This window comes from Stenotrophomonas sp. CFBP 13718, from assembly GCF_014842145.1.
Taxonomy (GTDB): Bacteria; Pseudomonadota; Gammaproteobacteria; order Xanthomonadales; family Xanthomonadaceae; genus Stenotrophomonas.
In genome coordinates this window covers 181,428-203,439 of the sequence record NZ_JACYVC010000004.1, presented here as the reverse complement: position 1 = coordinate 203,439, position 22,012 = coordinate 181,428, and the positions used below count along the sequence as shown (strand labels likewise).

The window sequence follows — 22,012 nt, the reverse complement described above, 5'->3', positions numbered from 1 at the left end:
ACTCCGTTTGTCCTTGCTGATGGATCAACCCAGGCGGGCCAACAGTTCACGTGCCTGCGCACGGAGGTGCGGATCGTCTGCAGCGGCGACCTCCTCCAGCAACGCGCGCGCGGTCTGCGCATCACCCAGGTCGAGATAGGCGATGGCCAGCTCAAGGCGGTCATGGCCCGCGGCGTGCGATGTCGACGATGCCGGAGTCTCGTGTGCCACGGGTGCATCGACAGACGCGGGCGCGGAGTGCACGTCGTCTGCCGGCAGCTCGAACACACCGCGGAAGTCGTCCTGCTGCTCCGCCTGACGGGCATAGGCAGGCACCGGATCGGGGCCGGCATCGGCCACGACGTTGTCCACCGCGACCACAGACGACCCGACATCTTCCCCTTGCGACAAGGCATCGGCCGGCGTGGCCGGGTCATCCCCCAGTGGGGACAGCGTCGCTACGGCAGGCGGCGCCGCAGCAGCGTCCACTGCCATCGGGCCCGCATCGTCCGACGCGGGCGCCGCGTGCAGGTCATCGTCGTTCCAGCCCTCACGCTCGGCCAGTACGTCCAGTCCGGCACCGGCGGGAAGACTGGTCGCCAGCGCACTGTCATCATGGTCATCGCGTCGCAACGGCGGCAACGGCGACGGCTTGCGGCGCCGGGCAAGCCACCAGGCTGCGCCGGCCAGCAGCAGAAGGGGTAAACCCAGCCAGTACCACGGGCCACCCGCTTCCTGCACCGGCGGCGGCGCCTGGCCAAGGCGCTGTTCGGCCGCGGCCAGCTGGCTGTCCTTTATCTGCACCAGCGTCTGCTGATCGGTCCGCAGCTTCTCCAGCTCCGCGACCCGTTGCTTGAGTTCATCGATTTCGGCATCGCGCGTGGCGACGTCTTCCCTGGCCTGACGCAGCTGTTCGTTGCCGAGCATGTCACCCTCGTTGCCATCACCGGTGCCGGTGGTTGAGCCCGCCGTGGCGGCCGCAGCCGCCACCGCCGGAGCGATTTCAAGACGGGCGCCGCTGTCCGATGCGGCCACTGCAGGCGTTGCGGTGGCAGGCCCCTGCACGGCGGCTACAACGGCGGCCGGCTGCGGAACAGCACGGGCCTGGCGCCACTGCGCGGCATGCTCGCGCACCATTGCAGCGGCTTCGTTGCCATCCACGGCAGCAAGCGCTGCCGCATCGGGCATGCGCAGCACCGCCCCCTGCTTGAGCAGGTTGATGTTGCCGCGGATGAACGCGTCTGGATTGGCGCGCAGCAGGGCAATCATCGCCCGTTCGCGACTGATCTGCTGGCTGGAGGCCACGGCCTGCGCGATCCCGGACAACGTCTGGCCCCGCTGTACTGCAGCGCCCTCCGCAGCTGCGGCCGCGCGCTCTGCGCGTGGCGCGGCGGCTGCGGACGTGGACTGAGCCGCCGGCATCGGAGCACGATCGCTGGCTGCGGGCACGGACGGTGCCTGTGCTTCACGGATGATGGCATTGGACATCGCCCCGGCCGGCGCGATGATCTCCGGTTCGCTGACGGCCATGGCACTCGTCGGCGCATCCATCAGGGCGGAGTACTCGCGCACCAGCCTGCCCTGCCCCCAGTCCGCCTCGATCAGGAAGGCCAGCGCCGGCGTCTCCACTGGAGAGGATGAGGTGACACGCACCACTGCCCTGCCCTGCGCATTGCGGCTGAGTTCGAACTGCAGTTCGCTGACCAGCCCGGAGGGACGCTGCAGTCCCACCCGTTCGAAGGTTACCGGCGAGGCCAGTCCTACGCGCAGGTTCTGCAGCTCGGACGGATCGGCGGAAATCACCGGGATCTCGGCCAGCAGGGGCTGCCCTGGCTTGGACAGCACCCGGATGTCACCCAGGCCCAAGGCCATGGCCGAGCTGCTGGCAAGCGCCAGCAGCAGGGTCGTCAGATACGTGAGCGGTCGCATAACGCCGCGGGCCCCTTTGTTCATGGCGGCCAATATACCGGTTGGCCGCCACTTACCGATAGCACAGGGTCCGGCGCTCCCTATCGGCCAGGCCGGGCCCTGTGCAGCCGGCGCCCGGCCCGCAGATCAACGCGCTTCGGCGGCAACCAGTTCGGCGATCTGCACGGCGTTGAGCGCGGCGCCCTTGCGGATGTTGTCCGACACGATCCACAGGTTGAGGCCACGCGGATGCGAGATGTCTTCGCGGATGCGACCGACATACACCGCGTCGGTACCCGACGCATGGGTCACCGGTGTCGGATAGCCACCGGCTTCGCGACGGTCCACCACTTCCACGCCTGGCGACTGCGACAGCAGTTCGCGTGCGGCCTCGGCAGTGACCTTGTCGCGGGTTTCAATCGCCACTGCTTCAGAGTGGCCGTAGAACACCGGCACGCGAACGGCGGTCGGATTGACCATGATGCTGTCGTCACCGAGGATCTTGCGGGTCTCCCAGACCAGCTTCATTTCTTCCTTGGTGAAGCCGTTCTCAAGGAAATCGTCGATCTGCGGGATCAGGTTGAAGGCGATCTGCACGGGGAAGCGCTGCGGGTCGATTTCCTGGAAGCTCAGCAGCTGGCCGGTCTGCTTGCCGAGCTCCTCCAGCGCAGAACGACCGCCGCCGGACACCGACTGGTAGGTCGCCACGTTGATGCGCTCGATGCCGTATCGGCGGTGCAGCGGGGCCAGTGCCACCAGCATCTGCATGGTCGAGCAGTTCGGGTTGGCGATGATCCCGCGCGGGCGGTTGGCCACCTGCTCCGGGTTGACCTCCGACACCACCAGCGGCACGTCGTCGTCGTAGCGGAACGCCGATGAGTTGTCGATCACCACCGCACCCGCGGCGGCGAACTTCGGGCCATATTCCTTGGACACGCTGCCGCCTGCGGAGAACAGCGCGATGTCCACGCCGCTCGGATCGAAGTCGGCCAGGTCCTTGATGGTGTGCTTCTGGCCGTTGAACTCCACTTCGCCGCCCGCCGAGCGCGACGAGGCAACCAGGCTCAGGCTGGCGATCGGAAAATTGCGCTCGGCCAGGATGGACAGCATCGCCTCACCGACGGCGCCGGTGGCACCCACGACGGCGACATGGAAGGAACGTGGTTCGGTACTCATGGGATGTTTCTCGACAAAAAAGGGGGAATTCACGCAATGCGGCAGGGTTCGGGGAACCTCCTCGTGCAGGCGCGGAGGCTCCCTATCGTTTTTTGCTTTTGTCGCCCGAGGCAGTGCGCGCCGCGAAGGCGGCCTCTGCGTTGATCGCGCTGGGCATGCGGGCCGCTGCGCCGTCCACATTGAGCGCGGCCAGCAGGTTGTCCGCCGCCAGCTGCACCATCGCCTTGCGCGTGGCCAGCGAGGCACTGCCGATATGCGGCGTCAGCACGATGTTGTGCAGCGCCAGCAGCTCCGGGCGCACGGCCGGCTCGCCTTCGTATACGTCCAGGCCGGCTGCGGCCAGGCGGCCAGTGGCCAGCGCATCAGCGAGCGCCAGCTCGTCGACGATGCCACCGCGGGCGATGTTCACCAGCGTCGCGGTCGGTTTCATTTTCGCCAATGCCGCTGCATCGATGATGTGGTGCGAGGAAGCGGTATACGGCAGGACCAGAACAAGATGATCGCTCTGCGCCAGCAGCGTATCGAAGTCGGCGTACTGCGCCCCCACCTCGCCTTCGGCCGCTTCCGGCAACCGCGATCGGTTGTGGTACAGCACACGCATGCCGAAGCCGTGTGCACCGCGGCGCGCGATGCCTTGGCCGATGCGGCCCATGCCGAGGATGCCCAGCGTGCTGCCATGGATATCGGCGCCGAGCATGGTCTGGAACGACCACTGGCCCCACTGGCCCTCGCGCAGCCAGCGCTCGGATTCGGTGATCCGGCGCGCCGCTGCCATCAGCAACGCAAAACCCAGGTCCGCCGTGGTTTCGGTCAGTACGTCCGGGGTATTGCTGGCGACGATACCGGCAGCGCTCAGCGCCTCGACATCCAGGTTGTTGTAGCCCACGCCGACATTGGCGATCACCTGCAACCGCGTGGCACCGGCAACCTGCGCCGCCCCCACCCGCTCGTTGAGCGTGATGATCGCACCGTCCACGTCGGCCAGACGCGCAGCCAGCTGTTCCGCCGTCCAGGCGGTGACCTCATCGGTGGTGATCAGCTCGACCTGCGCGCGCAGGGGCTCTATCACCGCATCGATGAGCGGTTGGCTGACCCATACGCGCGGCCGCGGCTCAGCCATCGATCATGCCCGGAATGCGCGGGGTGATGCTGCCGACATCGCCACACTGCGCACGGTGACGCAAGGCCTGGTCCATCAGCACCATGGCCATCATCGCCTCGGCGATCGGTGCGGCACGGATACCGACGCACGGGTCGTGGCGACCGACGGTGACGACTTCAATGATGTTGCCTTCGCTGTCGAGCGACGCACCGGGCAGGCGCAGGCTGGAGGTCGGCTTGAGCACGATCGAGGCCGTTACAGGCTGGCCGGTGGAGATGCCACCCAGGATCCCGCCGGCATGATTGCTGGCAAAGCCCTGCGGGGTCAGCAGGTCGCGGTGCTCGGTGCCCTTCTGTGCGGCGCTGGCGAAGCCGTCACCGATCTCCACGCCCTTCACCGCGTTGATGCTCATCAGCGCGGAGGCCAGTTCGCCATCGAGCTTGCCGTAGATCGGCTCGCCCCAACCCGGCGGCACGTTGTCGGCCACCACGTCTACCCGCGCACCTACCGAGTCACCGGATTTGCGCAGGGCATCCATGTAGCTTTCCAGTTCCGGCACCTGGGCGGCATCGGGCCAGAAGAACGGATTGTCTTCCACCGCCGACCAGTTGAACCCACGCGGGGTGATGCTGCCCAGCTGCGACAGGTAGCCGCGCACGGTCACGCCGAAGCGCTCGCCCAGCCACTTCTTGGCGACCACGCCGGCGGCCACGCGCATGGTGGTTTCGCGCGCCGAAGAGCGCCCGCCACCGCGCGGATCGCGGATCCCATATTTGTGCCAATAACTGTAATCGGCGTGCCCCGGACGGAACTGCTGGCCGATGGCGGTGTAATCCTTGCTGCGCTGGTCGGTGTTGCGGATCAGCAGGGCGATCGGCGTGCCGGTGGTCAGCCCCTCGTACACCCCGGACAGGATCTCCACCTCGTCAGCTTCGCGCCGCGCCGAGGTGTGCCGGCTTTTACCGGTGGCCCGACGCTGCAGGTCATGCGTGAACTCGGCCGCATCCAGCGCCAGTCCCGGCGGACAGCCATCGATCACGCAGCCGATGGCCGGACCGTGCGACTCGCCGAAGGTGGTGACGGTGAACAGCTTGCCGAACGAATTGGAGCTCACGGTCGCTGCGCCGCCAGTTCGGTGATGCGAGCGCTGTGGGCGATCAGGTCACGGCATTCCACCGCGAAGATGCCCATCTGGCCGACCTTGAACTCCACCCAGGCGAAGTCCACTTCCGGCAGCAGCTTGATCAGGTGCTGTTCGGATTCGCCCACTTCGCAGATCAGCAGGCCATCTTCGCTGAGGTGCAGCGGCGCATCACGCAGGATCTTCAGCACCAGGTCCAGGCCGTCGTCGCCGGCACGCAGACCCATGTCCGGCTCGTACGAATACTCCTGCGGCAGCGCATCGGTCTCGTCGTTGGTGACATACGGCGGATTGGTCACGATCAGGTCGTAGTGGCGCCCGCCGAGGCCATTGAACAGGTCTGACTTCAGCAGGGTCACGTTGTGCGCCTGCAGGCGGTCCTTGTTCTCGTGCGCCAGACTCAACGCGTCATCGCTCAGGTCCACGCCGTCCACTTCCCAGTTCGGGTAGTAGTGGCCCATGGCAATGGCGATGCAGCCCGAGCCGGTGCACAGATCCAGCGCGCGCTGCACGTGGCGGCCGGCCAGCCAAGGCTCGAAGCCGGTTTCGATCAGCTCGGCGATCGGCGAACGCGGCACCAGGGAACGGGCGTCGCTCTTGAAGCTCAGCCCGGCAAACCATGCCTCACCGGTCAGGTAGGCGGCCGGGATGCGCTCATCAATGCGGCGCTGGAACAGTTCCAGCACCTGCTGCTTCTCCGACTGCAGCAGGCGGGCCTGGCCATAGGCCGGGCCGAGGTCGTGCGGCAGGTGCAGGCTGTGCAGCACCAGCTGGGTCGCCTCGTCCAGGGCATTGTCGTAGCTGTGCCCGAAGGTCAGGCCAGCAGCATTGAAACGGCTGGTGCCGTAGCGGATCAGGTCGATGATCGTGTGGAGTTCGGCGGCCGTTTCGGCAGTCATGGCGGTACGACGGGGAAATTGGCCCCCGATTATAGGGGCTGGCGCCTGCCTCGGCATCCGTTGCAGGGGAAACCGCCACCGTACAGCCGTTATGATGGGGGCCGATCCCTCGGCAGCGCAGGCCCTCATGTTCAACCGCAACGTCGGCATCATCCTGCTGATCGCCCTGGCAGCCGGTCTCGGCCTGCTCGTGGCGCAGAAGGTCTTCGCGCCGAAGGCCCCCAGCGGGCTGCCGGCCACCGAATCGATCACGTTCTACCCGCAACCCCGCCCGCTGCCTGACTTCAACCTCGCCCAATCCGATGGCACCCGCCTGATCCCCGGCGAGCTGAAAGGTCACTGGACCCTGGTGTTCCTGGGCTTCACCTTCTGCCCCGATGTGTGCCCGACCACGCTGGCCGAGCTGGCCGGTGCGCAGAAGCAGTGGGAGACCGTGCCGGAGAGCCTGCGCCCGCGCGTGTTGTTCGTGTCGGTCGACCCGGAACGCGACAGCGCCACCCGGCTGGGCGAGTACGTCCATGCCTTCCACAAGGACACCCTGGCCGCCACCGGCGATGTGCCGTCGCTGGAGAAGTTCGCCACCGCCCTGGGGTTCGTGTTCCAGAAGGTGCCGGGGACGCATTTCGACGAGAACCCGGAAGATTACTCGGTCGAGCATTCGGCCACCCTCGCGGTGCTGGATCCCGAAGGCCGCCTTGCCGGCATCATCCGCCCCCCGTTCAACGCGCCGGCCATGGCCCGCGACCTGCAGAAGCTGACCGAGAAATCCGCCCCATGAGCCTGATGACCACCCTGAGCTACGCCCTGCCGCACCGTCTGTTGTCCTCGATGGCGCGTTCGCTGGCGTACTCGGACAATCCGCGTGTATCGCAGTGGCTGATCGACACGGTGACGGCGAAGTTCGGCGTGAACCTGGACGAGGCAGCCAACCCGGACCCGCGCAGCTATCCCACCTTCAACCAGTTCTTCACCCGTGCATTGAAGCCCGGCGCGCGCGTGGCCGATGCCGATCCGCGCAGCCTGGTGATGCCCGCCGATGGCCGCATCAGCCAGCTGGGCCGCATCGACGCCGGTCGGATTTTCCAGGCCAAAGGCCAGTCATTCACCGCCGCCGAACTGCTGGGCAGCGAAGCGGATGCCAAGCCGTTCAACGAGGGTCTGTTTGCCACGGTGTACCTGTCACCCAAGGATTACCACCGGGTGCACATGCCGTGGACCGGCACGCTGCGTGAGACCGTGCATGTGCCCGGCCGCTTGTTCAGCGTGGGCCCGGCCGCGGTCAACAAGGTGCCCGGCCTGTTCGCCCGTAACGAGCGGCTGGTCTGCCATTTCGACACGTCATTCGGCCCGATGGTCAGCGTGATGGTCGGCGCGTTGCTGGTGTCCGGCGTGGAGACGGTCTGGAGTGGCGAGGAGATCCCCCACTACGGCGATCGCATCACGCGCAAGGATTATCGTGGCCGCGGTATCGTGCTGGACCGCTTCGCCGAAATGGCGCGCTTCAATTACGGCTCCACGGTGATCGTGCTGCTGCCCCCGGGCGTGGCGGACTTCGCCGCGCACCTGGATGCCGAGCATGCCGTGCAGCTGGGACAAGCGCTGGCCACGCTGCGCTGATCGAGCGGCGTGCCGCTGCGCCCGCCTGGCACCTGGTAGCGCCGAGCCATGCTCGGCAAGCGCAGCGGCTAGAATGCCGCCATGACTGAATTCATCCCGCCCGGCACCCGCTTCCACGCCCTCCCCTCCCCGTTTGCGTTCAAGCGCGGCGGCGCCCTGCACGGCGCCCGTGTTGCGTTCGAAACGTGGGGAACGCTGGATGCCGACGCCGGCAATGCGATCCTGATCGTCACTGGGCTGTCGCCGGACGCGCATGCCGCATCCAACGCAGCCAATCCGGCCCCGGGTTGGTGGGAGGCCATGGTCGGTCCCGGCAAGGCGATCGACACCGACCGCTGGTTCGTGATCTGCGTGAACTCGCTGGGCAGCTGCAAAGGCTCCACCGGCCCTGCCAGCATCAACCCTGAAACCGGTGAGCGTTACCGTCTTACGTTCCCGGAACTGTCGGTGGAAGACGGAGCACGTGCGTCGGTGGAGGTGGTGCGCGCACTGGGTGTGCAGCAACTGGCCTGCGTGATCGGCAACTCGATGGGCGGCATGACCGCGCTGGCGCTGCTGATGGTGCACCCCGGCATCGCACGCAGCCACATCAACATCTCGGGCAGTGCACAGGCACTACCGTTCTCCATCGCCATCCGATCCTTGCAGCGCGAAGCCATCAGGCTGGATCCGCAATGGAACAACGGAGACTACGACGACGCGCATTACCCGGAATCGGGTATGCGCATGGCACGCAAGCTGGGCGTGATCACCTATCGCTCGGCGCTGGAATGGGACGGGCGTTTCGGTCGCGTGCGACTGGACTCCGATCAGGCCGACGACGACCCGTTCGGCCTTGAGTTCCAGGTCGAGAGTTACCTCGAAGGCCACGCGCGACGCTTTGTGCGCTTCTTCGATCCGAACTGCTATCTGTATCTCAGCAGGTCCATGGACTGGTTCGATCTGGCCGACGAAGGTGACGGCGACGTGCTGGCCGGCCTGTCTTCGATCAAGGTGGAACAGGCGTTGGCCATCGGGGCGAACACGGACATCCTGTTCCCGGTGCAGCAACAGCAGCAGATCGCGGACGGGCTGCGGGCAGGCGGTGCCCGGGCACGCTTCATCGGGCTGGATTCACCGCAGGGCCACGACGCGTTCCTCGTCGATTTCGAGCGCTTTGCCCCCCCCGTGCGCGAATTCCTCGACGCACTGTGAGCCGCCGTCCCGCGCCCCGCCGTCGGCCTGTCGCACCGCGCCCCGAACCGCGCCTGTCGCCCCGTACCGCGCTGGCGCTGTGCGTGGCAGGTGGACTGCTGGCCTGCACGGTCGTGGGCTGGCTGCCGGGATGGCTGGCGGTGTGGCTGCTCATCGCAAGCCTGTGGACATTCGGTCTGTACTGGCGTGACAAACGTGCCGCCATGCGCGCCACGCAACGACGCACGCCTGAGCGCACCCTGCAGATGCTGGCGCTTGCCGGCGGCTGGCCCGGCGCCCTGTTCGCGCAGTCACTGCTGCGCCACAAGAGCCGCAAGGCCAGTTTCCAGCAGGTGTTCTGGGTGTGTGTGGTGGCCAACGTGGCCTCGGTCGCGGTGCTGCTGCGCGCTGCTGGCCAATACACCTGAAGCAGTGCGCGGAGCAAAAAGCGTAACAGCGGATACCGGCTAAGGGGCCGTGTTGCTCGCGGTTTGTAACGACTCCTCCGCGATCCGACCGCCCTGCACGCGATACACAACATCGACCACGCCATCGGGCAACTCGTCGTGGGTGATCAACATCAGGCTGCGCCCCTCCAGCAATGCCGGCAGATCACGCAGCAGCGCGTGGGCGGTGTCCACGTCCAGCCCTTCGGTCGGCTCGTCCAGCACCAGGATCGGCGCCCCGCGCAGCAGCGCGCGCGCCAGCGCCAGCCGACGCGCCTGCCCGGCCGACAGCGTGGCGCCGTTTTCGCCGACCCAGCCGTCCAGTCCGCCAACGGCACGCGCCCACTCCCCCAGCCGGACCCGCTCCAGCATTGCCCACAGCACCGCATCGCTGGCGTGGGGATTACCCAGCAGAAGGTTGTCGGCGACGCTGCCGGCAAACACCGGGGCATGCTGGGGCAGCCAGGCCAGTTGCCGGTGCCAGTCTTCCTGCGCATACGCACGCAGGTCAACGCCACCATGGGTGATGCGGCCCGCACCTGGGTCATAGAGACGCAGCAGCAGGCTGGACAGGGTGGTCTTGCCGCTCCCGCTGTCGCCGCGGATGGCGATCCGACGGCCAGGCTCCAAGGTCAGATCGATCCCTTCCAACAGCGTGCGACCGCCGTGCTCCCAGCCGAACGAAACGCCTTCCCACTTCACCACGGCGGCTACGTCGGACATCGCAACAGGCGCGGCAGGCTCATCGACCATCGGCGGCTGGTCAACGATGGACTGCAGGCGCGCGACGGCGACCTGGCCTGACTGCAGCGACTGCCACGCCAGGCCGAGGCCGGCCCACAGCTCGATCATCGCCACGGTCAGGAACAGCAGACCGGCGGCCAGTGGTGCATCCAGCCGTCCGTGCTCATGGGCCGACAGCACCAGCGCCAGCATGGCCAGCAACCCACCACCGGTCACGACGCCATGCAGGGTGGTCGCCCCCAGCAGCCGCCAGCGTCGCCGCCGATCCCGCGCGCGCAGTTGCCGCGCCGCGACCTCCACCCGGCCCTGCCAGTGATCCACCGCGCCCAGCGCGGTCAGATCGGCAGCGCCCTCGATGCCTTCAAAAGAAAGATTGCGCAGCTGCGCCCGATGCTGGGCGCGATCACGCTCTTCCTCATCGCGCCCACGCACGCCCAGCCACGGCACGCCCAGGCCAACCAGCACGCTCATCGCAGCCAGCAGTGCAGCAGCGCTGGGCAGGATCAGCCACGCCGATGCCATCGCCACCCCGCTGAGTGCCGCCAATGCCAGCAGCGGGCCAAGCGCGCGCACCCACAGTCCATCCACCTCGGCGATGTCGCCGAGCAGCCGGGCCAGTAGTTCGGCCGTGCGTGTCGTGCCCAGCCGCGCCGGTGCCAAGGGCAGTGCGCGGCGGAAGAACCACACGCGCGCATCGCGTGCGATGCGCAGGGTGACGTCGTGTCCCACCAGCTTTTCGAAGTAACGCGATGCGATGCGCGCCATGGTCAGGCCGCGGATGCCGGCCGAGGGCGAAAAGAAATTGAAGCCACTGCCCAGTCCAGCGGCACCGGCCAGCGCCGCCGCGGTGAGGAAGCCGCCGGACAGGCCCAGCAGGGCACTGCCTGCCAGCATGGTGGTCCACAACAGCAGCACGGTCAGCAGCAGCCGCGGTGTGTGCCGGCGGAACACCGCCCGCAGCGTGTCGCGCTGCGCGGCGCTCATGCCGGCACCTCGGGCGCGCCATCGTGCAGCTGTCCCTGCGGAAGCACCAGCGTGCTGTCTGCCCACGCCATCACGACCGGACTGTGGGTCGCGACGATCACGCTGCGGCCGCGGGCGAATATAGCCAGTGCATGCAGCAGTGCGGCCTCGGTACGCGGATCAAGGAACGCGGTAGGTTCGTCCAGCAGCAGGATGCCGGGATTGCGCAGCAGCAACCGGGCCAGGCCGATACGACGTGCCTCCCCCCCCGACAAGCCGAATCCGCGCTCTCCGATCACCGTGTCCAGACCGGCCGGCAAGCGGTCGGCGAAGGCCAGCACCTGCGCCGCGTCTGCCACCTGGCGCAGCGTCGCCATGCTGGCGGTGGGATCGGCCAGGCGCAGGTTGTCGGCGATGCTGCCGTGGAACAGGTAGGGCCGTTGCCCGGCGTAGCCGACCTCGATACCCGGGCGCAGGATGACACTGCCCCCGCGTGGCGGCAGCCAGCCTGCCAGTGCCTCCAGCAGCGTGCTCTTGCCGCTGCCACTGGGCCCGACCAGGGCCAGTCGCTGGTTCTGTTCCAGCTGGAAGCTGATGTCGCGCACAACATCGTGAGCGGCACCCAAGGGCCGCAGCACCAACGCGCGGGCCTGCAGAGGCGGCGCGTGCAACAGCAGCGGCTCGGTGGCCACCACCGTGGCCCGCGGCGCGGCGGGCGCGGTGGCCGCTGCCGGCAATCCGCCGAGCAGACGCTCGATCTCGGCGGCGGCGGCCAACGCGTTGGCGCGATCGTGGTAGTGCGCTGCCAGCCGCCGCAGCGGCGCATAGAATTCCGGCGCCAACAGCAGGCAGAACAGGCCCGCTCCCAAGGTGGGGACCTGTGCGTGCAGGGACATCATCCCCAGGTAGCTGAGGCCCAGGTACAGCGCCACCATGGCCACGCTGACCGAAGCAAAGAACTCCAGCACCGTGGACGACAGGAACGCGATGCGCAGCACCTTCATGGTGCGCTCGCGCACCCCCTCCGCAGCGGCCGCCACGCCATCCAGCTCAGCTTGCCCACGCCCGTACAGGCGCAGCAGACCCAGGCCTTTGATGCGGTCGGCGAAGTGCCCGCTCATGCGCGCCAGCTCGCCCAACTGCGCGCGCCCTGCCGCCTCCGCACCCCAGCCCACCAGCATCATGAAGAACGGCACCAGCGGCGCGGTGGCGATGAAGATGACCGCCACCACCCAGTCCACCCAGGCGACGGCCAGCGCGATGACCAGCGGCACGACGACCACTTCGATGCGCACCGGCTGGAATCCGCTGAAGTAGTTCTCGATGGCATCGGCATGGGCCAGCATCACCTCACCCAGCTCGCCGCTGCGCTGCTGCCGCAGCCAGAGCGGCCCCTTGCCCAGCACGCTGGCGTAGGCGCGCTCGCGCAGCGCGAGGCGTGCCGCATCGGCGACCTCCCCCGCAGCGGCCTGGGTCACGCTGCCCAGCAGGGTGCGCAGCATCAGTACCCCGCCCAGGCCGGCCAGCACCCCCATGCCGTCCGCCAGGGGCGCCCGCTCGAACAGCACGTGCTGGACCAGCCAGGCGATGGCGGCGGCCTGCGCGACCAGCAGGATGCCCGACAGGCTGATCGACACCGCCGCAAGCCGCCGCTTGCCCGCCGCTGCCGTTGCCAGCCCCTCCAGCCACTGCTGGCGATCCTTGCGCTGTGCGGTCTCGCGCTGGTGCTGCTGCGCCTGCTGCTGTTCGTTGTCGATGGCCTGGCTCACTGGATTCTGGGCTGGGAAGAAGAAGCCGGGGTCGGCCCCCTGCGGGGCTCTGGCCTCGGTAGCTGGGCGCATTGTAGGCCGTGGTCGCGACGGTACTGCGGCAGTCGGTCGCATCGCCTGCGGTGTTGGCATACGATCGGCCCGGGGATCCATCCGCACATTGATCTGAATCAAGGCTGTTCGAAGTCGTCGGTCACATCATCACTCCACGTAGACCCACCTTCCCGCACCCCACACGGCTTTATCCCACGAGGTAGCCAGGCCATGATCGATTCGACAGTCGTAGAACTGTCGCGGCTGCAGTTCGCCCTGACCGCGATGTATCACTTCCTCTTCGTCCCCCTGACCCTTGGCCTGTCGTTCCTGGTGGCCATCATGGAAAGCGTGTACGTCATGACCCGCAAGCCGGTCTGGCGGCAGATGACCCTGTTCTGGGGCACGCTGTTCGGCATCAACTTCGCCATCGGCGTGGCCACCGGCCTGGTGATGGAGTTCCAGTTCGGCATGAACTGGTCCTACTACAGCCATTACGTCGGCGATATCTTCGGTGCGCCACTGGCCATCGAAGGCTTGATGGCGTTCTTCCTGGAGGCGACCTTCATCGGCCTGTTCTTCTTCGGCTGGAAGCGCCTGACCCCGGTCAAGCACCTCACCGTGACCTGGCTGATGGCACTGGGCACCAACCTGTCGGCGGTGTGGATCCTGATCGCCAACGGCTGGATGCAGAACCCTACCGGCGCCATCTTCAATCCGGAAACGATGCGCATGGAAGTGGTGGATTTCGCCGCCGTGCTGCTCAATCCCGTGGCGCAGGCCAAGTTCGTGCACACCGTCAGTGCCGGCTATGTGACCGGCGCGATCTTCGTGATGTCCATCAGCGCACTCTACCTGCTGCGCAACAAGCACAAGGACATGGCGCGGCGCTCGTTCGCCGTTGCCGCCGCCTTCGGCCTGCTGTCCTCGCTGTCGGTGGTGGTGCTGGGTGATGAAAGTGGTTACGCCGCCAGTGAACACCAGAAAATGAAACTGGCCGCGATCGAAGCGATGTGGGAGACCGAGCGTGCGCCGGCCGACTTCACTGCCTTCGGCATCCCCAACCAGGCCACGCAGGAAAACGACTACGCGATCAAGATCCCGTACCTGATGGGCCTGATCGCCACCCGCTCGCTGGACCAGCCGATCCCGGGCATCCTGGAGCTGGTGGAGCGTGCCGAGCACCGCATCCGCGGCGGACAGATCGCCTACGGCGCCCTGCAACGGGTGCGCGCCGACAAGAACGACCTGGAAGCACGCGAGGTATTCGATCGCCACTGGCAGGACCTTGGTCATGGCCTGCTGCTGAAGCGCTATCGCGACGACATCGGCAACGCCACCCCGGACGAGATCGCCAAGGCGGCGATGGATACCGTGCCGCGCGTTGCCCCGCTGTTCTGGACCTTCCGCATCATGGCCGGGCTGGGCTTCTATCTGATCGCGTTCTTTGCGCTCGCGTTCTACTACTCCTGCCGCAACAACTTCCAGGACAAGCGCTGGTTCCTGACACTGGCCGTGTGGTCGCTGCCGGCGCCGTGGATCGCCATCGAGTGTGGCTGGTTCGTCGCCGAGTACGGTCGCCAGCCCTGGGCCGTCGATGGTGTGCTGCCCACGTTCTACGCCGCATCGGGCCTGGCCCTGCACGAGATCCTGACCACCCTGGCCGTGTTCACCCTTCTTTACACGGTGCTGCTGGTGATCGAGGTCAAGCTGATGCTCAAGGCGATCAGAAAGGGACCTGACGAGATCCTGCCCTCCCTGCAGGCGCCGCGTGCGTCCGTTTCCCATACCGCCCACCCGGCCCCAGGCCAGGCATAAGGCAGGAGAACCCGAATGGAAATCCTTGGACTTGATTACACCACCCTGCGCATCATCTGGTGGCTGCTGCTGGGCATCCTGCTGATCGGCTGGGCCGTGATGGATGGCTTCGACCTCGGCGTCGGCACGCTGCTGCCGTTCGTGGCCAGGACCGATGACGAACGTCGGCTGGTGATCAACACCGTCGGCCCCGTGTGGGAAGGCAACCAGGTGTGGCTGGTGCTCGGTGGCGGCGCGATCTTCGCCGCTTGGCCGCCGCTGTATGCGGTCAGCTTTTCCGGCTTCTACCTCGCGGTGTTCCTGATGCTGTTCGGGCTGATCCTGCGCCCGGTCGCCTTCAAGTACCGCAGCAAGATGCCGGGCAAGCGCTGGCGCGAAAACTGGGACCGTGCGCTGTTCATCGGCGGCCTGCTGCCGGCACTGATCGCCGGCGTGGCGGTGGGCAACGTGCTGCTCGGCGTGCCCTTCCACTTCGATGACAGCATGCGCATCTTCTACACCGGCACCTTGATCGGCCTGCTCAACCCGTTCGCCCTGGTGGCCGGCCTGGTGAGCGTGGCGATGGTGGTCTCGCACGGGGCGGCGATGCTGGTGCTCAAGACAGACGGTCCGGTCGCCGAGCGCGCGGCCCGCTACGGCAGCGTCGCGGCGCTGCTGACCTTCGTCCTGTTCGCCCTGGCCGGTGTCTGGGTTGCGTTCGGCCTGCCCGGCTATGAGATCACCTCGCAGGTGGTCACCGATGGGCCGACCAATCCACTGCTGAAAACCGCGGCCGTGGGGGCCGAAGCCGGGGGGTGGCTGCGCAACTACGGCAGCATGCCCGCCACCCTGCTCGCGCCGATCATCGGCCTGGCGGGTGCACTGGCCAGTGCAGCACTGCTGCGCGCTCGCCGCGGCGGGCTGGCCTTCCTCGCCTCGGGCGCATCGATCACCGGCATCATCCTGACCGTCGGCTTTGCGATCTTCCCGTTCCTGCTGCCTTCCTCCAGCCAGCCCGGCTCCAGCCTGACCGTCTGGGACAGCTCGTCCAGTCATCTCACTCTGGGCATCATGCTGGTCGCCACGGCGATCTTCCTGCCGATCATCCTGGCCTACACCACCTGGGTCTACCGGGTGATGAAAGGCAAGACCAGCGCCGAAGAAATGGGCGACAACCCCAACGCGTATTGACTGACCCTGCCGGCCTGCGGGCCGGCACCTACCTAGGAGCACACCATGTGGTATTTCGCCTGGATTCTTGGCACCGGTCTGGCCTCGGTCGTCGCCATCCTCAACGGCATGTGGTTCGAAGCGCGTGAGTCGGGCAGCATCGACGATCGAGACGGCAATTGATGTAACAAAAGTGTTGCCGCCTTGGCCTTCACACGGTATCTTAGGCGGCTCCTTCGGGGTGTAGCTCAGTCTGGTAGAGCGCTACGTTCGGGACGTAGAGGTCGCAGGTTCGAATCCTGTCTCCCCGACCACTCAGGTGATCGGAACGACCGAAGGAAAAAACGATTTCCCTTGCCGCCCTTCGCGGAAATCGATATGATAGGCGGCTACCCTTCGGGGTGTAGCTCAGTCTGGTAGAGCGCTACGTTCGGGACGTAGAGGTCGCAGGTTCGAATCCTGTCTCCCCGACCACTTGTTGGTCGTGACAAAGCCTGGAAGACGACGGTCTTCCGGGCTTTTTCATGTCTGCCGTCCTGACATCGAGCCGCCAACGCGCTCGCCGGGCCAGGATCGGCGGGGGGCGACCGGTCGACGTACAATGATGCCCTCCCCCACCTGCCGCACCGGCCTCTGCCCGGTGCCGCTGCTGCATCCGGTCGCTGCCACGCGCCGCCGGCAAGGATCCATGATGACCCCCGCCTCCTCTCCGCTGTCCCCCGCGCCTTCGCTGTTGCACGGGCGCGCGCTGGTATTCGCTGCTGTCCTGCTGGCGGCGGTCAACCTGCGTACCGCCGTGACCTCGGTCACTCCGCTGCTGGACGTACTCGGCAACGCCTTCGGCTTCGGCACGACCATGACCGGCGTGCTGGGCATGTTGCCCACCGCGTCGTTCGCCTTGTTTGGTGTGTGTACGCCGATGCTGGCGCGGCGGATCGGGCTGGAGCGCGCCACCCTGCTGGCGATGGCCCTGGCCGCCGTCGGTCTTCTGCTGCGCTCCAGTGCCGTCGGCGTGGGCAGCCTGCTGGCCGGTTCGATCATCGCCCTGGCGGGCATGGGCATCGGCAACGTCGTGGTGCCCCCGTTGGTGAAGCGCTACTTCGCCAACAAGGTCGGCGCCATGAGTACGCTGTACATCAGCGTGCTGCAACTGGGCACGATGCTGCCGGCGTTGCTGGCGGTGCCGGTGGCCAACGCGGCCGGCTGGCGGGTGTCGCTGGGCATGTGGGCGCTGCTGGCGCTGGCCGCCATGCTGCCGTGGCTGATGCTGGTCCGGCGCACGCCACGGCACGACACGATCAACGACGCGCCGGATCCGTCCGCGCAACCCCATGGCAAGGTCTCCCGCACGTCGCTGGGCTGGGGCATGACGCTGATGTTCGGCATGACCTCGCTGATGACCTACTCGATGTTCACCTGGCTGCCGCGCATCGTCGTCGAAGCCGGTGCGACGCCTGCCTTTGGCGGGCTGATGGTGGCCATGTTTTCCGCCCTGGGCCTGCTGCCGTCGCTGGTGATTCCCTCCTTGGCGGTACGCATGCAGAATCCTTTTCCGCTGGTGCTGATCGGCTTCAGTGCATTCACCATCGCGTTCGCCGGGCTGCTGCTCGCCCCCATGAAGGCGCCGTTGCTGTGGGCCTGCCTGCTTGGCGTGGGGCCGTCCACGTTCCCGCTCGCACTGACGCTGATCAACCTGCGCACGCGCACCCCCACCGGCTCGGCCGCCCTGTCCGGATTCATGCAGGGCGTCGGCTACAGCTTCAGCTGCCTGGGCCCGTTCGTGGTCGGCTGGCTGCATGACCTCAGCGGCAACTGGACGGTGCCGTTCGGCTTCCTGTTCTGCTGTGCGCTGGTGATGCTCTGCGCATCGTGGTTCGCCTGCAAGCCACGCAAACTGGAAGACCTGTGGGGTCCGTCGCCCGTTTGATGGACACCGGGATGGCCGCCAGGCCAGCATGATCCATCGCAGGTGACGGACTGCGTCAGCTAGTGACCCTGCGCGCGCTTCCAGACCGGGTTGTCGGGGAGGCGCGTGCTCACAGAGAGGATCGACATGGCCTGCCCACGGTGCTTTGCCCGGGCATGCACGCTGCTGGCACGTGATGTGCGTCACACTTTGCACTGAACGCAACACCAGAACGTCGCTATTGGGGGTCCCATGTCTTTCCACCGTCCGCTGGCGCACTGCGTCGGCCTGGCCTGCCTCGTCCTTGCGTCGGGGTCACAGGCTGCCACCGCGCCACCCCGCCATGCCGAGCAGATGGCCGAGATCAGCCGCCATCGCGACCAGGCACACTGGCTGGATGCCTTGGCGGCCATCGAGCGCGCGCAGGCGTCCACGCCGGACGATGATCTGCTCTACAAGTTGAAGGTGCTGACGCTGGGCGACATCGGCAACGCCAGCCGTGCGTGGCAGCTGTACCAGGCGCGTCCGACGCTGTTCGATGAAGGCCAGAAGCAACGCTTCGAAGCGGATTACCTGGCCCGCCTGGTGGGCTGGAGCCTGGCCTACGGCGAAAGCGAAGACACCCGGCTGGACGAAGCCGAAGACACACTGGCGTTGATGGAGCGCTACCTGCAGCGCGGTGGCACTCCGTTGGCGCAGGCCCCGCAGCGCATCCGGCTGGATCGCCTGATCCTGTTGAACCGTCTGTCACGCCATGCACAGCTGCGCGAGGAGTACCACGCCCTGATCGCCGATGGCATCGAACTGCCGGACTACGTGCTGCCGGCCGTCGGCGATTCGCTGATGGCCACCCAGCATCCGGAAGAAGCCATTCCGGTGCTGGAGCGCGCGGTGAAGAACGATCCGTCGCGCTTCCAGGCGCGATCCGAGCTCGCTTACGCCTACCTGGAAACCGAACAGGCAACGACCGCCATCGACTATCTACAGCGCTGGCAGAAAGAAGAACCCGTGTGGCGATGGGGTCCGAATGCACGTGCACCCTACGCGAACTGGGCGCGCTATGAAGCAGACCTCAACCTGGCGATGATCCGCGCCTACAGCAACGACCTGCCGACGGCACAGAGCGAGCTGCAGCAGATGGTTGCCATCGGTCCGGGCAATGGTGGCCTGCAGACCGCGCTCGGCGGCGTCTACCAGATGCGCGGCTGGCCTCGTCGGGCCATGGAGCGCCACCAGATGGCTTACACGCTGGACCCGCGCGATGTTTCCCCCCGCATCGGCATGTTCGAATCGCATATCGCGCTGCAGCGCGATGATCTGGCGCGCCCGTTGCACGACGACCTGTTGGCACGCTATCCGAACCAGCCGTCGGTACAGCGGATGGACCGCGCGTGGCGTGCCCACCGCGGCTGGCAGCTGCAGGCCAACGCCGAGGTGGGACGCAGCAGTGGCGGAGGCGGTGCGTCGCCGCTGGGCAACGACGATGGCAGCTACCGCGTGCAGGCGGCTTCGCCGATCATCGCGGACCGCTGGCGCGTGCTCGCCTTCGCTGACCGACGTTCGGTGGATTTCCAGGACCAGCGCATCAATCCGTGGTGGTTCGGCGCGGGTGTCAACTACCGCTTCGATCGACTCGATGGCGAGCTGACGGTGGTGCACCCCAATGATCAGCTCGGCGATACCGGGCTGCGCGGCGGCCTGGGCTGGCAGTTCAGCGACCAATGGCATGCAGGTGTCAGCGCAGCGCGCAACGACGCCGATGCATCGATGCAGGCCCGTGTGTCAGGCATCACCGCCGACAGCGTCGCGCTCACCGCCGATTACACCCGCAACGAGCGCACCCAATGGAGCATGGGTGCCAGCCAGTTCCGTTACGACGACGGCAATCGACGCGATACCGTCAACACGTCGGTGGTGCAGCGTCTGGTCAGTACGCCCACCGTGCTGGTCGACGGCCTGGGCAGCCTGTATGCCAGCCGTGGCAGTCGTGACGATGTGCCCTACTTCAACCCCGCGCGCGATCGCTCGGTGGAAATCGGACTGCGCATCGACCAGCAGTTGTGGCGCCACTACGAGAAGCATTTCCGCCATCGGCTGACCGTGTCGGTCGGCGACTACTGGCAGGAAGGCTTCGGCAGCGCCCTGGTCCCGTCGGCCGAGTATCGCCACGAATGGCAGATCGGTGCGGGTCGGATTTTCGAGTACGGCGTGCGCTGGTCGCGCCCGGTGTATGACGGCCAACGCGAGCAGCATGTCGGCCTGGAAGCCGGCCTGCGCTGGGGAGAATGAGATGCGGATGATCACGATGCGACTGCCGGTGTTGATGATGCTGCTGTTGCTGGCGCTGTGCGCGCCGCTGCAGGCGCAGCAACGCACGGAACTGGATGCGGCCGGCAATGGCCTGCTGGTCCTGAGCTACCACGATGTGCGCGACGACGTCGCCGCCAAGGGCGACCCCGATGCGTACGCGGTGAGTACGCAGAACTTTGCCGCGCACCTGGACTGGCTGTCTGCGCACGGTTATCACCCGGTGTCGCTCAGCCAGCTGATCAAGGCATCGCGCGGGGAAGCTGCGCTGCCGACGCGGCCGGTACTGCTGACCTTCGATGATGGCCTGCGCAGCGTGTACAGCAAGGTCTACCCGTTGCTGCGCGCCTACAACTATCCCGCCCTGGTGGCCGTGATCACCGACTACGTGGACATGGCGCCCGATCGCACGATCGATTACGGCTACCGCCCGTTCGGCCACGATGACTTCCTCACCTGGGACCAGCTGCGTGAGATGAAGGACAGTGGCCTGATCGAGCTGGCCAGCCATACCGACAACCAGCATCACGGCGTGCAGTCCAACCCACAGGGCAACTCGACCCCGGCGGTGATCACCCGCGCCTACGATCCCGCAAGCGGCACCTATGAGACCGCCGACGCGTACGAGAAGCGCCTGCGCGATGACCTGTCACGCAGCGCCGATCTCATCGAGAAGCACCTGGGCGTGCGCCCGCAGGCCATCGTCTGGCCCTATGCGGCCTACAACCAGCTCAGCAACACGATCGCCGAGCAGCTGGGCATGCCGGTGTCATTCGACCTGGAAGGCCGCAGCACGCCGATCACGCGCGATCTGCACGGACTTGCGCGCCTGCTGGTGACCGGCAATCCCAACGTCACCGGGCTGGCGTTCGAGCTGCGTCGCAATACCAACCTGGATGGCACCCGGGCCCTGCAGATCGACATGGACGCGGTGTATGACGCCGATCCAGCGCAGCTGGCACGCAACCTCGACGTGCTCATCGACCGGGTCAAGAAGATCGGCCCGACCCACGTCTACCTGCAGGCCTTTGCGGACCCCGACGGTAACAACACCGCCGATGCGCTGTACTTTCCCAACCGCCACCTGCCGATGCGCGCGGACCTGTTCAACCGGGTGGCGTGGCAGCTGAAAACACGCGCAGGGGTGAAGGTGTATGCGTGGCTGCCGGTGCTGGGGTTCGAGCTGCCCGACCCCGCGCAGAGGCAGGCGCTGGGCATCGCCAGCCCGGAAAAGGATGGCATGTACCGGATGGACTTCACCCAGCCCGCCGCGCGCCAGATCATCCTGGACCTCTACGAAGACCTGGCGATCAATTCGTACTTCGAAGGCTTGTTGTTCCATGACGATGCGTACGTGCGCGATACCGAGCTCACCGCGCTCGACCAGGAAGGCGCGGACGGCAACCGTACCCAGGCGCTGATCGATTTCACCCTGGCCCTGCGCGACCGTGCGGAGCGCTGGCGGCCCAAGCTGGCCACCGTGCGCAACCTGTATGCCCAGCCGGTGCTGGAACCGCAGAGCGCCGCCTGGTTCGCACAACGCCTTGACCTGTTCAATGCCGCCTACGATCGCACCGCGCTGATGGCGATGCCGTGGATGGAGGGAAGCAAAGATCCCGAGCACTGGCTGGACCGGCTGGTGGCGGCGGTGCGTGAGCACGACCCCGAGCTGAAGCACACGCTGTTCGAGCTGCAGACGGTGGACTGGCGCACGCAGACGCCTATTCCGGGCGAGCGCCTGCGTGCCCAGGTGCGTCGCCTGCAGGCGCAGGGAGTGCGTCACCTGGCGTGGTACCCGGATGACTTCATCGCCGACAAGCCATCCACTGCTGACGCCCGGGCCGCCATGTCCGCACGCAACTTCCCCTATCCGGAGCGGTGA

The 22,012-nt window shown here is 66.8% G+C and carries 17 protein-coding genes and 2 tRNA genes; 12 read left to right on the top strand and 7 right to left on the bottom strand.

Annotated features, from left to right (window positions below; genetic code table 11):
• Positions 1-24: 24 nt before the first annotated feature.
• From IFT58_RS08925 to prmB, 5 genes are all read right to left on the bottom strand, one after another.
• Positions 25-1,932: a FimV/HubP family polar landmark protein gene (locus IFT58_RS08925; RefSeq protein WP_192094511.1), complete on the bottom strand. Its 1,908-nt coding sequence runs from the start codon at positions 1,930-1,932 to the stop codon at positions 25-27.
• 102 nt (positions 1,933-2,034) lie between these two features.
• The gene (locus IFT58_RS08920) at positions 2,035-3,063 is read right to left on the bottom strand and encodes an aspartate-semialdehyde dehydrogenase (RefSeq protein WP_188326739.1); all 1,029 of its coding nucleotides are present in this window, start codon (positions 3,061-3,063) and stop codon (positions 2,035-2,037) included.
• Between the two features lie 82 nt (positions 3,064-3,145).
• A complete protein-coding gene (locus tag IFT58_RS08915; protein WP_192094510.1) occupies positions 3,146-4,183 on the bottom strand; it encodes a D-glycerate dehydrogenase in 1,038 nt (345 codons plus the stop codon).
• Entirely contained in the window at positions 4,176-5,279 is a 1,104-nt protein-coding gene (aroC, locus tag IFT58_RS08910) for a chorismate synthase (protein ID WP_192094509.1), read from the bottom strand. Before aroC ends, IFT58_RS08915 begins: the two co-directional genes overlap by 8 nt.
• On the bottom strand, positions 5,276-6,205 hold the full coding sequence (gene prmB / locus IFT58_RS08905) for a 50S ribosomal protein L3 N(5)-glutamine methyltransferase (RefSeq protein WP_192094508.1): 930 nt from the start codon (positions 6,203-6,205) through the stop codon (positions 5,276-5,278). The genes aroC and prmB overlap by 4 nt, the downstream gene beginning before the upstream one ends.
• Before the next feature lie 127 nt (positions 6,206-6,332).
• Here prmB and IFT58_RS08900 point away from each other — a divergent pair, with 127 nt between their 5' ends.
• The 4 genes from IFT58_RS08900 (at position 6,333) to IFT58_RS08885 (ending at position 9,423) form a co-directional block, all read left to right on the top strand.
• A complete protein-coding gene (locus IFT58_RS08900) occupies positions 6,333-6,983 on the top strand; it encodes an SCO family protein (RefSeq protein ID WP_188326735.1) in 651 nt (216 codons plus the stop codon).
• Positions 6,980-7,822, top strand: a complete 843-nt coding sequence (gene asd, locus IFT58_RS08895) for an archaetidylserine decarboxylase (RefSeq protein ID WP_188326734.1) — start codon at positions 6,980-6,982, stop codon at positions 7,820-7,822. Before IFT58_RS08900 ends, asd begins: the two co-directional genes overlap by 4 nt.
• Positions 7,823-7,903: 81 nt before the next feature.
• Complete coding sequence (locus tag IFT58_RS08890) at positions 7,904-9,016, top strand: homoserine O-acetyltransferase (protein ID WP_192081806.1); 1,113 nt, start codon at positions 7,904-7,906, stop codon at positions 9,014-9,016.
• A 53-nt stretch (positions 9,017-9,069) separates the two neighbouring features.
• The gene (locus IFT58_RS08885) at positions 9,070-9,423 is read left to right on the top strand and encodes a DUF1294 domain-containing protein (RefSeq protein ID WP_192081911.1); all 354 of its coding nucleotides are present in this window, start codon (positions 9,070-9,072) and stop codon (positions 9,421-9,423) included.
• Between the two features lie 39 nt (positions 9,424-9,462).
• Here IFT58_RS08885 and cydC read toward each other — a convergent pair whose 3' ends face one another.
• Positions 9,463-11,169, bottom strand: coding sequence for a thiol reductant ABC exporter subunit CydC (cydC, locus tag IFT58_RS08880; protein ID WP_192094507.1), 1,707 nt, complete (start codon positions 11,167-11,169; stop codon positions 9,463-9,465).
• Entirely contained in the window at positions 11,166-12,917 is a 1,752-nt protein-coding gene (gene cydD / locus IFT58_RS08875) for a thiol reductant ABC exporter subunit CydD (RefSeq protein ID WP_342029547.1), read from the bottom strand. The genes cydC and cydD overlap by 4 nt, the downstream gene beginning before the upstream one ends.
• A 264-nt stretch (positions 12,918-13,181) precedes the next feature.
• Here cydD and IFT58_RS08870 point away from each other — a divergent pair, with 264 nt between their 5' ends.
• The 8 genes from IFT58_RS08870 to pgaB all read left to right on the top strand — a co-directional run bounded on the left by IFT58_RS08870 (position 13,182) and on the right by pgaB (position 22,012).
• A complete protein-coding gene (locus IFT58_RS08870) occupies positions 13,182-14,768 on the top strand; it encodes a cytochrome ubiquinol oxidase subunit I (protein ID WP_188326730.1) in 1,587 nt (528 codons plus the stop codon).
• A 15-nt stretch (positions 14,769-14,783) separates the two neighbouring features.
• A complete protein-coding gene (gene cydB, locus IFT58_RS08865) occupies positions 14,784-15,938 on the top strand; it encodes a cytochrome d ubiquinol oxidase subunit II (RefSeq protein ID WP_192094505.1) in 1,155 nt (384 codons plus the stop codon).
• 45 nt (positions 15,939-15,983) lie between these two features.
• Positions 15,984-16,100, top strand: a complete 117-nt coding sequence (cydX, locus tag IFT58_RS08860) for a cytochrome bd-I oxidase subunit CydX (RefSeq protein ID WP_188326728.1) — start codon at positions 15,984-15,986, stop codon at positions 16,098-16,100.
• 54 nt (positions 16,101-16,154) lie between these two features.
• Positions 16,155-16,231, top strand: a tRNA-Pro gene (locus tag IFT58_RS08855).
• An 83-nt stretch (positions 16,232-16,314) separates the two neighbouring features.
• Positions 16,315-16,391 (top strand) — tRNA-Pro (locus IFT58_RS08850).
• Positions 16,392-16,608: 217 nt separating this feature from the next.
• Complete coding sequence (locus IFT58_RS08845; RefSeq protein WP_192081810.1) at positions 16,609-17,844, top strand: MFS transporter; 1,236 nt, start codon at positions 16,609-16,611, stop codon at positions 17,842-17,844.
• Positions 17,845-18,075: 231 nt separating this feature from the next.
• Positions 18,076-20,112 carry a poly-beta-1,6 N-acetyl-D-glucosamine export porin PgaA gene (gene pgaA, locus IFT58_RS08840; RefSeq protein WP_192094504.1) on the top strand — a complete coding sequence of 679 codons (2,037 nt, stop codon included), beginning with the start codon at positions 18,076-18,078 and terminating at the stop codon, positions 20,110-20,112.
• A 7-nt stretch (positions 20,113-20,119) separates the two neighbouring features.
• A complete protein-coding gene (pgaB, locus tag IFT58_RS08835) occupies positions 20,120-22,012 on the top strand; it encodes a poly-beta-1,6-N-acetyl-D-glucosamine N-deacetylase PgaB (protein ID WP_192094503.1) in 1,893 nt (630 codons plus the stop codon).